The organism is Marinobacter sp. NSM (assembly GCF_052380025.1).
GTDB lineage: Bacteria > Pseudomonadota > Gammaproteobacteria > Pseudomonadales > Oleiphilaceae > Marinobacter.
Window position 1 is genome coordinate 705,830 of the sequence record NZ_JBQTCK010000002.1, and the last position, 14,294, is coordinate 720,123.

The window sequence follows — 14,294 nt, forward strand, 5'->3', positions numbered from 1 at the left end:
ATCCCTGCTGTTCAGCACTTTTCCAGAAAGAAAACACCGTGCGTCTGGATAGTCTGCAACGCACGGCGCGGTCGCTGCTTGGATGGATCAGCCGCCTGTGGTTTCCTGGGCGCCAGTGATTTCTTCAGCTTTGATCAGCTTGAAATTGATTTGCCGGCGTTCGTCGTCCACTCCTGCGAAGCTGACGGTAACCCGTTGCTCCAGCTGAAAGATACGGCCGTTCTTGTTATGCACCAGTCGCAGGGTGACCGGGTCAAAACCGTACTTGCCCTCCAGATCCTTGCAGCTGACAAAGCCTTCCAGCCCGTTGCTGTCCAGCCGCACGAAGAAACCGGAGGGCATTGTGCGGCTGATGGTGCCTTCCATGGGGTCTTCCGGCAGGGTCTTGGCGTAGTCGGCCTTGAGCCAGGTTTCCAGTGTGTTGGCGGCCTGGCGGGCGCGGATCTGGGTGGCTTGCAGGGCTTCCAGTTGCTGGCTGTTCAGGGGCTTGATCGGAGTGTTCCAGAGCGCCGCTTTGATCAGCCGGTGCACGTAGAAGTCCGAGAACTTGCGCAGCGGCGAGGTAAAGGTGGTGTAGGCGTCCAGCCCCATACCCTGGTGGGGCGCGGCGTCAAAGCCCAGCTCGGCCCGGGCCAGTTGGCGGGACAGGATGGCTTTCACCGGTACCTCGGCCTGTGGCTGATCGCTGTGTTTCATCAACGCCTTGAAGCCTTCGGCGGTGCTGGCGTCGTGCTCCGCCAGGTGCGGCGCATGACTTTCCAGCAATTTCCGGATGTTGTCGGCGCGGTCGTCACGCAGGCCCGGGTGCTGGATAAACAGGCCTTTGCCCTGCTGGGTCAGGAAGTCTGCGGCACAGCGGTTTGCGGCCACCATGCATTCCTCCACCAGCCGGTGGGCTTCGTTTTGCACCGAGGGTTCAATCACCCGAATACGCTTGTTTTCATCCAGGCGCAGGCGGAATTCCGGCCGGTCCTGGCTCAGCAGTGCGTGTTCGGCGCGCCATTTACGCAGGGCAGTGGCGGCCTGATGCAGCTGGTCGAGGCTGTTGGCGACCTCGTCTGGCAGAGCCTTGATCTCGTCGTCTTCCCGGCCTTCGATCAGGTGGGAGACCAGTTCGTAGCTCAGCTTGCCCTTGGAGCGGATCATGGCCTGACGGAAGCTGTAATCGCCCAGGCTGCCGTCGTTATTTACCTGCAGGTCACACACCAAAGCCAGCCTGGGTACATCCGGCATCAGCGAACATAGCCGGGTACTGATGCTGTCGGGCAGCATGGGCAGGGGCTCGCCCGGGAAATAGATGGCGGTGGCCCGGTTGAAGGCTTCGTCCTCGGCCGGACTGCCCGGTTCGATCATCGCCGTTGGGTCGGCAATGGCAATGGACAGCGTCCAGCCAGTGGCGTTGGGCGTGGCCATCAGGGCATCGTCCATGTCCTGGGTGCCCGGACTGTCGATGGTCACATAGGGTTGCTCGGTACGGTCTTCCCGGCCCTCGGTGTGGGCCGCGACGGATTCTTCACTCACGGCATCGGCTTGTTTCTGAACCTCGTCCGGCCAGGCGTCCGCCAGGTCAAAATTGGCCAGGGTGAACGCCCGTTCGATGCCCGGTTGGCCGGCCTTGCCGATGACTCGCAGGACTTTTGCCTGACCTTTACCGTCCTTGATCGGGTGGCGATGGATCTGGCAGTAAATAAAGTCGTCGGGCTCGGCACCCATGCGCTCTTTCGGTGGAATGAAGATCCAGCGGTTAATGCCCGGGGTTTCCGGCGCCACAAAGTGGCCTTTACCCTTGATCAGGTAGCGGCCAACAAAGGTGGTCAGGTGCGATTCCAGAAGCTCGTCCACCACGCCCTGGGTTTTGCCTTTTTCCACTTCCTGCTCGGTGACGTTCACCCGATCTCCGGGCAGCACCTTCTGCATTTCTTCCGGTGGCAGGAACACATCCCGCCCTTCATCCAGAGCCACAAAGCCAAAGCGCCCGTTGGTGGGCTTGACCGTGCCCGGGAAGACCACCTTGTTCTGCTTGATATCGGTTTTCAGCTGGCGCAACTGATTGAGAGCGTCGGCATTGAGCATGTAGAAAAGACCTGGCTATAAAATGGGTGATGCAGCGGAGTATAACGGTTATGCAGGTGGGAGTCAGATCTGTCAGGCCGGGTGTGTCTCTTCGCCGGTGGCAGCGTGGATACAAACCCGGTTACGCCCCCCTCGTTTGGCCTGATACAGGGCATGATCGGCGTTACGGAGCAAGGTGTCCATGTCATCGCCAGGCTGGCTGAAATAGCCACCTACGCTGATGGTGACCGATGTACCTGTACGCTGGCTTTCCTGCTCCACGCTGGTTCTCACCCGGTTGGCGATCTGTTCAAGGGTGTCTTTGTCGCAGGGGGACAGCAGTACCACAAACTCGTCGCCACCCCAGCGGCCCGGGTGGTCGTAGGGGCGAACGGCAGCTTTCAGCCAGAGCGCCACCCGGCACAGAATGTCGTCGCCGGCCTGATGGCCACGGGTGTCGTTGATGATTTTGAAATGGTCGATGTCCAGCCAGATCAGCCCGAATCCCTTACCCTCGCGTTCGGCCCGCTGGATTTCCTGCTCGATGACTTCATCCAGGCCGCGGCGGTTTTTCAGGCCCGTGAGGGCATCCACCCGGGCCAGCCGATGCAGTTCTTTCGTGCGTTTCGCGACTTTGTGCTCCAACTCGGCGGTGGTATCCCGCATCGTGCGGGTCATCTTTTCAAAGTGGTCCACCAGCCGGCCGATTTCGTTATCCGGTTTGGGCAGGTAGGGCAGGTCAAACCGCCCCTCCCGCAGGCGCATTACCGCAGACTCCAGGCTCAATACCGGTTTGAGAATGCGTGACTGAATGATCAGGTGGAACGCGATCAGCGAGACCAGCAGCGCCACCAGGAAGACGGCCACCAGAGGCCACAGGTAGCTGGTTGGCACCAGGGCGTTCAGATCCAGCAAGGTGATTTCGAACCAGCCTATGGCCGGCAGGAAGGCCACCCCGGCCAGGTGCTTGCGGCCATCAATGGTGACAAACCCGCTTTCCACCGCGCCGTCCTCACCGTTGCGTTGTTTGAGCATCTGCAGCATGCCCAGGATCTGCTGTTTGTCCTGGCGATCCTCAAACAGAAGGTCCACGGTGTTCTTCTGGCCTTCGGGTTTGATAATGCTGGCGAAGTCGATGTAATTGCGGTCGCGGTACAGTTGAATGGCGCCGTTGTAGTCCACAAACAACGTGGTGATGCCTTCTTGGCCAATGTCGACAATGTCTTGCAGGAAGGTATCGAGATTGAGACCAGTACCGACCATGCCGAGAATCTCGTTGCTCTCATCACGCATCAGCACATCTATCCACAATTTGGTAACCCCGAGTTCCTGGTCCGGGTTCACGTTCAGGTGAAAATCCCGGCCTTCTTCGATCAGCTGGAAGAACCAGGCATCATCCGGTTTCTCCGGGTCCAGTACGTAACGGAACTGGTCACCGGCATACTGATTGTCAGCATTGTTGTAGTAATAGTGACCATTCTCCCGCAGGGCAACAAAGTAACTGTTGTCCCGAAAGTTATTGCGGAAGCTTTCCATCTGGCGGATGGCAGCGGAGGTTAGCTCGGGGTTGTCCGGGCTGGCGGCCCATTGCAGCAGGGTAGAGGATTGCGCCATTTGCCGGGCCAGGCCGATTTCCCGTTCCAGGGACTGCAACAGTCGGGCGCTGTCGTAACGCACCTGAATTTCAGTAACCTGCTTACCCCAGCGTTCGATGATGTCTTCCGACAACTCCCGGTAAGCCAGCCAAGAGGCCGATGCCGCGAGAATGATCAGTAACGATGCGAGGCCGAGAAGGCGGGTTTTGAGGCTCAAGCTGAATCCCTGCGAGTGTTTGTTTCTGACGCTGACTCCCATAATAGAACAGCCCAGGGCGACAGTGTAGAAAAAACAGACAGACCCGCAAGGTTCATGGGCGCGTAGCCGGATCAGCTGCGCGCCCATATCCTGATCTCTGGTTGAGCGATATCAGTTGTGCTCGGAAAATATCCGGGTCTGACCTTCCTTGTTGAACAGGATGACCTTGTAGTGGTCCTTGCGATCACCCATTTCCATACCGGGTGAGCCGATGGGCATGCCGGGAACGCTGATTCCGGTGGCTTTCGGCGCTTCACTCAGCAGGCGCTTGATGTCATCCGCCGGTACATGCCCTTCTACCACATAGTCGCCTACGAAGGCGGTATGACAGCTGCCCAGGCCCGGAATCAATCCGGCCTCCGCCTTGATCTTGCCCATGTCGTTGGTGTCGGTGGCCGTGACATCAAACCCGTTTTCTTCCAGATGGTCGATCCAGTCGCCACAGCAGCCGCAGGTGGGCGATTTATAGACGTGAATGCTGTGGGCGGCTCCGCCGGCGACGGCTGTGGTACTGAACCCCAGGGCGGCCACCAGGCCAAGGGCTAAGGTGTGTTTTTTCATGGCGGTTACCTCAGTCATGCATGTGTAAACAGAATCATTTGTTCGGGCCGGAGTTGCTGTCAGATAACCAGAACCACCAGACCACGGCAGCCATCAGGGCCAGCCCTGCGGCGTTGACCAGAATTGTCTCCATCAGTTCCGCTCCTCTTGCTGAGCCGGGACGTGGCTGGTTTTGAACAGGCGCAGTCGATTGGCGTTGGATACCACCGTCACCGACGACAAGGACATGGCAGCCCCGGCCAGGATCGGACTCATCAGAATGCCCCAGACAGGGTAGAGCAGGCCGGCAGCCACGGGAATACCCATTGTGTTGTAGACAAACGCCCCGAACAGGTTCTGTTTGATGTTGGTGACTGTCGCCCGGGAAATCTCGATGGCATCCGGCACGCCGTGCAGGGAGCCGCGCATCAGGGTTATGGCTGCGCTTTCAATGGCGACATCGGTGCCGGTGCCAATGGCAAAACCGACATCTGCGGCCGCCAGGGCCGGGGCGTCGTTGATGCCATCGCCGACCATGGCCACGGTGTAGCCTTTACCGCGCATCTCGCTGACCACTTCGGCCTTGTTCTCGGGCAGTACTTCGGCCCGGTAGTCATCAATACCGGTTTTGGCGGCGATGGCCTTGGCGGTGGCATCAACGTCCCCGGTGACCATCATCACCTTGATGCCCGCGTCATGCAGGCGTCGGATGGCGGCTTCGGAATCCGGCTTGATGGCGTCGGCTACCCCGATTACGCCAAGCACCTTAGCGCCCAGTGCCAGAAACAACGGCGTACCGGCTTCTTCGGTAATGGTGTTGGCAGCCGAATCCAGATTGGTCACGTCGATGCCCTCTGCCTCCAGCCAGCGCCGGTTGCCGAGGCGCACCGTCTGGCCATCGAACTGGCCTTGCACGCCCTTGCCGTTGAGCGCTTCAAAATCCGTCACGGTTTCAGGCTCTACGCCATCTTCGCTGGCCCGCTTCAGTATCGCCTCTGCCAGAGGGTGTTCGGAGTGGCGTTCCAGCCCGGCTGCCAGCGCCAACAGGGTGTTATCGTTATCATCAACGGCGGTCATCCGTGTGACGGCCGGGTGGCCCTCGGTGATGGTGCCGGTCTTGTCCAGAATCACCAGATCGATCTTGCCGGCGGTCTGCAACGCATCCCCTTGGCGAATCAGCGCGCCATGCTCGGCAGCCTTGCCGACGCCCACCATCACCGACATTGGCGTAGCCAGGCCCAGAGCACAGGGGCAGGCAATGATCAGCACGGTGGTGGCCGCTATCATCATATGAACCACCGCCGGCTCCGGCCCCACGTTGTACCAGACCAGTGCCGCGGCGATGGCAACCAGCATGACCGTGGGCACGAACACCGAGGAAATCTTGTCGGCCAGCCGGCCAATGGCCGGTTTCGAGCCCTGGGCCTTTTTCACCAGCTTGATGATCTGCGCCAGCGCCGTCTCGCTGCCGACACGGGTAGCTTCGTAAATGATCGAACCGTGGGTGTTCAGGGTGCCCGCCGACACCTCATCATCCTTCGCCTTGCTCACCGGCATGGGTTCGCCGGTGAGCATGCTTTCGTCGATGCGGGTGCTGCCTTCCACGATCACCCCGTCGACAGGCAACTTCTCTCCAGGCCGAACCCGTATGTGGTCGCCCTTGCGAACCTGCTCAACGGGAAGATCCTGCTCCTCGCCGTTGCGAATCACCCGGGCGGTCTTCGCCCTGAGGTCCAGCAACCGCCGCACCGCCTCGGAGGTTTTGCCCTTGGCCCGCAGCTCCAATGCCTGGCCCAGGTTGATCAGGCCGATGATCATGGCTGAGGCCTCAAAATACACATGCCGTGCCATCTCCGGCAGCAGCTCCGGCACGCTCGACACCACCATGGAATACAGCCAGGCCGTACCCGTGCCCAGGGCAATCAGGGTATCCATATTGGCATTGTGGTGCTTGAACGCTTTCCAGGCCCCGGTAAAGAAATGCCCGCCGGTGGCGACCATCACACCGAGCGTCAGAATGCCGAAATTGATCCAGGTAAGCTGATTGGCCTCCGTCACCATCATGGTGTCGAAACCCATACCCCAGATCATCAACACCAAGCCGAGGCCCAGACTGATGGCCATCTTCACCAGCAGCACCTTGTACTGCTTTTTATCCTCCGCCTGTCGGCGATCATCAGCGGTGTCGGCATCTTCAATCACACTGGCGCCATAGCCGGCACATTCCACCGCCTTGATGAGCGCATCCGGCTCCGCCTTGCCGCTGGCCGTGGCCGTGTTATCCGCCAGGTTCATATGAGCATGGGTCACCCCCGGCACAGACAGCAACGCCTTCTCGATACTGGCAACACAGGATGCGCAGGTTGCCCCTGAAACCGACAGCGCAGTCTGATCATCCTTCGCTGCTTCGGCTGCCTGACCAGGTTCAGTTGCCGACTCGGCGGGCGCTTGGTCAGCGCCGGAAGTGCGGTTGTGCGAAGAGGCTGTTCTTGAAGCGCAACAAGACGCAGGCTCTGAACTCGCCAGAGGCTCTGCCGGATACCCCGTTTCCGTTACAACCCGCGCCGCCTCGACCAGATCCACTCCGTCAGGCAAGGCCACCGTTTGCGCGTCAATATCGACCTCAACCAGCTCGGTACTGCCGGTCAACGGCTCCAGGGCATTACGAATCTTCCTGGCACAGCCCTGGCAGGTCGCCCCGGAAATTGACAGCGCCGGTTTCAACTCAGGTGCATCACTCATGATTCTGACTCCTCGCAACAAGACTCGGCAGAGGGATCGTCCCAGTGCTCAATCAACCGACAAATGGTATGCCCATCCGGCGTCCCGTCCGGCATCTCCTGCCAGGCCGACAACGCCGAAATCATCCGCGCGCGCAACTGCTGCAACTCCGCAATCTCCCGCTCCACCGCCATCAACCGCTGCTGAAACACATCCCGGACCATCGGGCAGGGCGAATGATGATCATCGGCCCGGGCCAGAATCTGCCGAATCTCCGGCAGTGAAAACCCCAACTGCCGGGCTTTACGGGCAAACCGCAGCCGGCGCAGATCTTCGGCATCGTACTGCTGGTAATTGTTGTCCGGGTTGCGGGTGGGTTGTAACAGACCCTCCCGGGTGTAGAACCGGACAGTATCGGGGTTTACGTTGGCGGCGTTGGCCAGTTCTTTGACTTTCATGGCAGATCACTCACCCAAATTCGCAGATGCACAAAGAATCCACGACTAAAGTTGGCGGAGTGCTGGTGCGGGGGTAGCCCTTCCGAAAATGCTCGTAGCCATGGATGGCGGAGAGCAAGCGTACAGGGATGTACTTGCAGCGGTTTTCGGAAGGGCTACCCCCGTGCCAGCGCGGCTCACTCGCTACATTGAGGGTAGACTAAAACCTTGGACCAACTCACAGGTCAAAGGTTTTCAGGCAGAATATCAGGAAGAGGGGTTTTTAGAGCGAAGAAACACACCACAAGACTTACACTGATCAGGCGCCATCAGCTTCGCCTGCCAGCCAATCTTAACGCCACAGGCCGGGCATTGAAGCCGCAACTGCAACACCACAATCGGAGCCACCAGCAACACCAGCAAAAACCCGAGCGAACCCCAATCATCGCCGCTGGAAATGCCCAGTTGACTGCTGAACACCAACACCACAATCAGTGCGACAAACGCAAAGATAAAATAATTCTTGTTCCAACGCTCCCAGCGGCGCAGCCTGGCATCCTGCTCCGGAGTCAGATATCTGGCAGACATAAACATCACTCAAAGAAAAAGTTAAAGAGAAGTTTGGGGATCAGAAGCCGCAATTACAAACCCGATTTAACTGTCTGGCCGGTAAACAGAATGCCCTCCGCAAGGGCCGTTTCCAGGTCTTCAGCCGGAATCGGCCGACTGATCAGATAGCCCTGGGCCAGGTTGCACCGGTGCGTCTTGAGGAAGTTCAGTTGCTCCTCGGTTTCCACGCCCTCGGCCACCACCTGAATGCCGAGGTTGTGGGCAAGATTGATCACGGCCCGGGTGATGACCGCGTCGTCATGGCGCTCGGTCACATCGGTGATAAACGACCGGTCAATTTTCAGCAGATCTACCGGGAAATCCCGCAAATAGCCGAGGGACGAATAGCCCACGCCGAAATCATCAATGGCCAGGTGAACCCCCAGCTGATGCAGACGCAACAACTGATTCAGGTTGTGTTCAATGTTCTGGATGAAGATCTCTTCCGTCAGCTCCACTTCCAGCATGTTCGGGTCCACTTCTTCCGATAACAGGGCATCCCGTACATGTTCCACCAAAGATTCATCATCCAGCTCCCGGCCTGAAAGATTCACCGCGATCCTCAATTGCTCGCAAGCTGTGCCACGCCAATTGGCGAGCTGGCGACAGGCGGCAAGCACCACCCATCGGCCGATCTCGGTAATCCGACCGCTCTCTTCCGCCAGGGGGATGAACTCGATGGGTGCCAAAAGCCCGCGGCGGGGATGCTGCCAGCGGATCAAGGCCTCCACACTGTTGATCTCACCGGTTTGCAGGTTCAGCTGGGGTTGATAAAACAGCACAAACTCGTCGTTGGCCAGGGCCTGGCTCAGATCCTTGTCCAGCTCCAGGCGCATCACCTCACGGTCCTGCATGCCTTCGGTGTAGAACTGGTAAGTATTGCGGCCCTGCTCCTTGGCACGGTAAAGGGCAATATCGGCATTCCGGAGCAGGGTGTCGGCGTCCAGTCCGCTCTGGGGATACACGGCGACACCCATGGTGGCGGTAATGCTGTGGGCATCGCCCTGAACCTCGAATGGTTCTGCAAAGCACTGCTTGATCTGGCCAAGCAGGTGGATCACATCGTCAATGTCGTCGACGTGTTGCTGGCAGATCATGAACTCGTCGCCGCCTGAGTAGGCCACCAGAATCCGCTCATTGCTCAGGCTGTTCAGCCGCTCAGAGACTTCTATCAGCAGTTCGTCGCCAAACTGATGGCCGAGGGAATCGTTGAGCATCTGGAACCGGTCCAGGTCAATCATTACCAGCCCCACCTGGCGCATTTGCCGGTCCGCAATGTTCAGGGTATGGGCCAGGTCTTCCATGAAGAACCGGCGATTGGCCAGGCCAGTGAGGGTATCGGTGGATTCCAGTCGCTCCAGGTCCACCTGCATGGCGATACGCTGGTCAATCTCCCGCTCCAGCTCCCTGCGGGTTTTCAAAAGCGCCTGGTTACGCTTGAGGATCAACTGGACAAGCAACGTGGTCAGGCTGGTAAGCAGGCCCATAAACACCAGGCTTGCGAAGGTAAGCATCGGCCAGGAGCTGCGTTGGCTGTCTACCCAGGACTGATTGGGGCGTAACGTCAGGGTCCAATCCAGAGTGGGGAACTGCACGGGCACGGTGAAACTGAAGCTCCGGGCAATCTCGGTATCTGAATTGAGAACGTAGGCAGGCTCTCCGGAGTCCCGGATTTCTATCTGGAAGTGTTCCAGTACCCGGCTGGTCAGCAACTGCTCGGCCAGAACTTCCATCCTGAACACACCCGCCATGTAGCCGTTATTGGTGTCTCCAGCGCCCACGGGGTAATAAATCACCATGCCCTTGCCGCCCTGGCGAAGATCGATGATACCGGACAGGTCATAGTCACCGGTGGCTGCTGCTTTATACAGTGCTTCGCGGCGCTGGTCGTTGAACGCCACGTTATAACCCACCACGTCCTGATTGCCAGCCAGCGGTTCCAGCCATCGGATGATGTAATTGGAATCAATCCACTCGATGGCCTGGTAAACGCCAAAATCTTCCAGGTAGTTACGTGCGTCCACGCGCCAGCGAGATTCCGGGGTGTCGGGCTGGGCATACAGTCGATAGGCCATGCGCCCGATGGCCTGAACGTGTACCAGGAACTCCCGCTCCAGGTTATCCGTCAGCGCCCTGGCTTCATTACGGAGGTTGGCTTCGATCTGACGGTTGTCCTGCTGGATAAGCCCCTCTCGGAGGCCTGCGGCAATGGCAAGAAAAACCAGAAAAATGACCAGTACAAACACCGGGCTCATAAGCCATCGCACAACAAGGCTGGTACCGGTTTCGGGTTTTGCCAAAGTGTACTCCAGATCGTTAAAAGACAGGCTGAACAGGTTTAACGGCCAATCGCGCTTGATTATGAGCCATAGTTATCCTGTTTGGCCATGCCCCATTGGGTCTGGTACTCCGGAAGCGGGTTGGAGCAGCGGTGATTGCGGGTCCGCGGAGTCAGGCTTGTTCGACGATGGGCCTAATGCCAAGCTTCGGGATCTCCTGTTTCGGGCAGCGGTCCATGACCACCTTCAGCCCGGCGGCTTCGGCGCGGGCGGCACCGGACTCATTAATCACGCCGATCTGCAGCCAGAGTACCGGAATCTTCTGTTCAATAGCCTGGTCAATCATTGCATCGGTACGTTGCGGGGCCAGGAACAGCTCAGCCATGTCTACTGGTTCCGGGAGTGCTGCCAGGTCAGCATACACTGTCTCACCGAGCACTTGCTGGCCGGACAGGCGCGGATTTACCGGGATCACACGGTAGCCTTGGCGCTGCAGGTATTCCATCACTTCGTGGGAGGGGCGGTTGGTTTTCTCGCTGGCACCAACCAACGCAATGGTGCGCACAGATTTGAGAATATCCCGGATCTGGTCAGGGGCATTGCTGGGCATCGGGGCTGACCTCGAAGAATTAACGGTGGGCCTCGAGACAGATAGAGACCGATTCCGAATAGCGTAACGCGTGGGGCTTGTCGATTTCTACCTGTGCCCACTGCACGGCCTGATGTTCCATCACGATTTCGAGAACTTCGTGGGTCAGGCGCTCTAATAGGGCAAAGCTGTTACCGTCAACATGCCCGATGATCTGCTTGGTGATGGTGCGATAGTTCAGGGCAGCGGAAATTTCGTTCTGATCGATCGCGGCGGAGGCATCGTAGCGAAGGGTGACGTTGATCACCACATCCTGCTGGTTATTGATCTCTTCTTCCTTGATGCCGATGTAGGCGCGGAGCAGAAGGTTCTTGATCCTGACACGGGCCAGGTGATCACCAGTCATGGTTGTCATGATGCCTCCTTAGTTGGCGTCTGGTTCAGCGATTGTTGCCAATCAGGGTTAGGAATTCGGTGCGCGTGGCCTGGGATTTCCGGAACTGTCCCAGCATCATCGAGGTTTTCATGCGGGAATTCTGTTTCTCCACGCCCCGCATCATCATGCACATGTGCTGGGCCTCGATAACCACCGCTACGCCTTTGGCATTGGTAACGCTTTCTACCGCTTCTGCAATCTGGCGGGTCAGGTTCTCCTGAATCTGCAAACGGCGAGCATACATGTCCACAATGCGGGCGAACTTGGACAAGCCCAATACCCTGCCCTGGGGCAGATAGGCGATGTGGCATTTGCCGATGAACGGCAGCATGTGATGTTCACACATGCTGTACAGCTCGATGTCCTGGACCACCACCATTTCGTCCATGGCGGATTCGAACACTGCGTTGTTGACCAGGTCGCCAAGATCCTGCTGGTAACCCCGGGTCAGGAACTGCATGGCCTTGGCGGCCCGCATAGGAGTGTCCTGAAGACCTTCGCGGTCGGCATTTTCGCCGAGGCCTTCGATGATGGCGCGGTAGTGACCAGCAAGGTCGTCCAGAGGTAAGGTCATAATCGTTTCCGGTTTGTGTCTGATAAAGAGCGCAAGCTTAAGGGAATTCTCGGGCCATCGCCACGATTTACGTCCGTGCACCCATTATGGACCAGTTCACGGCAGCTGTTCAGCCATCTGGCAGCCAGTCCGGCTTTGCACTAAAGTGATTGGTTCCGCAAGTATGTCGGGATGAGCGAATGGAACAGGTGATACCCGGATCAGAAATCAGGGCGGACGGCCGTCAGGATATCTACACCCTCGAGGCCTGGCAGCAGGCTGGTAAATGGTTCAGCTACGATGGCCATGCCATCTTCAGTCGCATGGCCGGCACAGGTTCGCCACTGGTGCTCCTGCACGGGTTTCCGACCGCGAGCTGGGACTGGAGCCGGCTATGGCCGATGCTGGCGTCCGGCCATCAGCTGCTGGCTGTCGATATGCTCGGCTTCGGGTTTTCCGACAAGCCTCGCGATTATGTCTACAGTATCGAGGACCAGGCGGACCTGATCCAGGGCTGGATTGAAGGGCTGGGGTTGGATTCGGTGCACCTGTTCGCCCACGATTACGGCTCATCGGTTGCTCAGGAGCTGCTGGCCAGGGACCAGGAAGGGGCACTGTCTTTCGAAATCACCAGCGTGTGTTTGTTGAACGGTGGTCTGTTCCCCGAGGTGCATAGCCCGCTGTTTATTCAAAAGATTCTGAAGAGCCCCCTGGGTGGGCTGATCAGCCGGGGGCTTACCCGGGGGAGCTTCGAACGGAATTTCCGCCGGCTGTTTGGCGACCGGAATCCTCCGGCCCAGCAGGATCTGGAAGATTTCTGGTACCTTCTCACTTATAATAATGGCCGTGGAATCCTGCACGAACTGATACAGTTCATGGAGGAACGGCGTTGCCATCGCAATCGCTGGGTGGGGGCATTGCAGAATGCCCGGCAGCCGATGCGGCTGATCTCCGGCGCTGCTGATCCGGTCTCAGGCGCGGCCACCGTGAGGCGTTACCGGGAATTGATTCGGAACCCGGACGTCATCAGCCTCCGGAACGTCGGCCATTACCCGCACTTTGAATCGCCCTGGGACGTGTTCAGCGCTTACCGGGATTTCCGTGCCGGGCTAGTAGAAACCTGATATTGCTCAAATCGCAGTGCTGGTGTCGCTGGTCGGGGTTGATGGTCCCGAGGCGTGGGCCGGTTCGTTCGATAGCCGGGCGCATTGACCACCTGATTGCGCCCTTTTGCCTTGGCGTCATAGAGTGCCTGATCCGCACGGTTCAGCCATACCGACCAGGTCTCACCACGGCACACCTCCGCAACGCTGGCACTGGCGGTCAGTTTGATGTCATCCAGAAATGGCCGGGCACTGATACTGGTCAGTAACTGATGGGCCAGGGTGTCGGCATCTTTCTGGCGGGTTTCCGGCAACACGACCATGAACTCTTCGCCGCCAATGCGGAACAGCTGATCACTTTCCCGCAGTCGCTTGCGCAGCCGGATGGTCATTTCCTTAAGCACCCGGTCGCCGGCCAGGTGCCCCCAGCGGTCATTGATGGTCTTGAAATAATCCAGATCAATCAGCACAAGGCTGGACACCCTCTCATAGCGCTCCCGCAGCTGAATCTGGCTGTTCAGGATGTCGGCCAGCTGAGACCGGTTCAGGCAGCCGGTGAGCGGGTCAGTCGTGGCCAGCCGGGTCAGCTCCTGCTGGAGCCTGCCCACCAGCCAGGCGAAGATCATGGCAAACAGGCAGTTCAGCCCCAGGGAGAAGGTGATCCGCCAGAAATCGGCTTCGGGAAACTGAAGGAATGACACCACGGCCATGACGCTGACAAAAATGATATTGCAGACAATGGCTTCTTTCAGCGGTAACAGGAAAAACAGTGCGATAGCTGCCGGATAGGCCCAGTAAAGACCGGCGTGACCGTTAATGGACGTCGAGTAGGCCGCGCAGACCACGGCCAGAATCGGAAACAGTCGCCCTTTCAGAAAATAGACGCTGCGTAAGCGCAGGAACAGGATCACCATCGCTGCGTTGACACAGAACAGAATCAGCAGGGCAGACAGCAGAAAGTTACCGTGTTGCCATTGCACCATCACCAGCGGTGCCACGGCGATAAAGGCCCAGATGTGCAGGTGATACACCAGCTGACGTTTGAAACCCAATACTGCAATGGTTGGATTGGTCGCCATGGTATCCGGCGAGGCAAAAAGGTTCACAGCCTACTCCTGCAG

The 14,294-nt window shown here is 58.5% G+C and carries 12 protein-coding genes; 1 reads left to right on the top strand and 11 read right to left on the bottom strand.

Annotation, left to right across the window (positions count from 1 at the left end; genetic code table 11):
- Positions 1–87 precede the first annotated feature (87 nt).
- The 10 genes from ACTZWX_RS07325 to folE all read right to left on the bottom strand — a co-directional run bounded on the left by ACTZWX_RS07325 (position 88) and on the right by folE (position 12,091).
- Positions 88–2,073 carry a ribonuclease R family protein gene (locus ACTZWX_RS07325; RefSeq protein ID WP_444713353.1) on the bottom strand — a complete coding sequence of 662 codons (1,986 nt, stop codon included), beginning with the start codon at positions 2,071–2,073 and terminating at the stop codon, positions 88–90.
- A gap of 72 nt (positions 2,074–2,145) precedes the next feature.
- A complete protein-coding gene (locus tag ACTZWX_RS07330) occupies positions 2,146–3,864 on the bottom strand; it encodes a sensor domain-containing diguanylate cyclase (protein ID WP_444713354.1) in 1,719 nt (572 codons plus the stop codon).
- Between the two features lie 153 nt (positions 3,865–4,017).
- Entirely contained in the window at positions 4,018–4,467 is a 450-nt protein-coding gene (locus tag ACTZWX_RS07335; protein ID WP_444713355.1) for a DUF411 domain-containing protein, read from the bottom strand.
- Between the two features lie 132 nt (positions 4,468–4,599).
- Entirely contained in the window at positions 4,600–7,188 is a 2,589-nt protein-coding gene (locus ACTZWX_RS07340) for a heavy metal translocating P-type ATPase (protein WP_444713356.1), read from the bottom strand.
- Positions 7,185–7,625 carry a MerR family transcriptional regulator gene (locus ACTZWX_RS07345; protein WP_444713357.1) on the bottom strand — a complete coding sequence of 147 codons (441 nt, stop codon included), beginning with the start codon at positions 7,623–7,625 and terminating at the stop codon, positions 7,185–7,187. The genes ACTZWX_RS07340 and ACTZWX_RS07345 overlap by 4 nt, the downstream gene beginning before the upstream one ends.
- Before the next feature lie 246 nt (positions 7,626–7,871).
- Entirely contained in the window at positions 7,872–8,192 is a 321-nt protein-coding gene (locus tag ACTZWX_RS07350) for a hypothetical protein (RefSeq protein WP_444713358.1), read from the bottom strand.
- A gap of 53 nt (positions 8,193–8,245) precedes the next feature.
- Positions 8,246–10,513 carry a bifunctional diguanylate cyclase/phosphodiesterase gene (locus ACTZWX_RS07355; protein ID WP_444713359.1) on the bottom strand — a complete coding sequence of 756 codons (2,268 nt, stop codon included), beginning with the start codon at positions 10,511–10,513 and terminating at the stop codon, positions 8,246–8,248.
- A gap of 151 nt (positions 10,514–10,664) precedes the next feature.
- Positions 10,665–11,102, bottom strand: coding sequence for a CoA-binding protein (locus ACTZWX_RS07360; protein ID WP_444713360.1), 438 nt, complete (start codon positions 11,100–11,102; stop codon positions 10,665–10,667).
- Between the two features lie 19 nt (positions 11,103–11,121).
- The gene (gene folX / locus ACTZWX_RS07365; RefSeq protein ID WP_444713361.1) at positions 11,122–11,496 is read right to left on the bottom strand and encodes a dihydroneopterin triphosphate 2'-epimerase; all 375 of its coding nucleotides are present in this window, start codon (positions 11,494–11,496) and stop codon (positions 11,122–11,124) included.
- 25 nt (positions 11,497–11,521) lie between these two features.
- Positions 11,522–12,091, bottom strand: coding sequence for a GTP cyclohydrolase I FolE (folE, locus tag ACTZWX_RS07370; RefSeq protein ID WP_444713362.1), 570 nt, complete (start codon positions 12,089–12,091; stop codon positions 11,522–11,524).
- 179 nt (positions 12,092–12,270) lie between these two features.
- On the opposite strand from folE, the gene ACTZWX_RS07375 reads away from it, so the two are divergent.
- Positions 12,271–13,194: an alpha/beta fold hydrolase gene (locus ACTZWX_RS07375; protein ID WP_444713363.1), complete on the top strand. Its 924-nt coding sequence runs from the start codon at positions 12,271–12,273 to the stop codon at positions 13,192–13,194.
- On the opposite strand, the gene ACTZWX_RS07380 is transcribed toward ACTZWX_RS07375, so the two are convergent.
- Positions 13,158–14,279, bottom strand: a complete 1,122-nt coding sequence (locus tag ACTZWX_RS07380) for a GGDEF domain-containing protein (RefSeq protein ID WP_444713364.1) — start codon at positions 14,277–14,279, stop codon at positions 13,158–13,160. The genes ACTZWX_RS07375 and ACTZWX_RS07380 overlap by 37 nt on opposite strands.
- Positions 14,280–14,294: the final 15 nt, after the last annotated feature.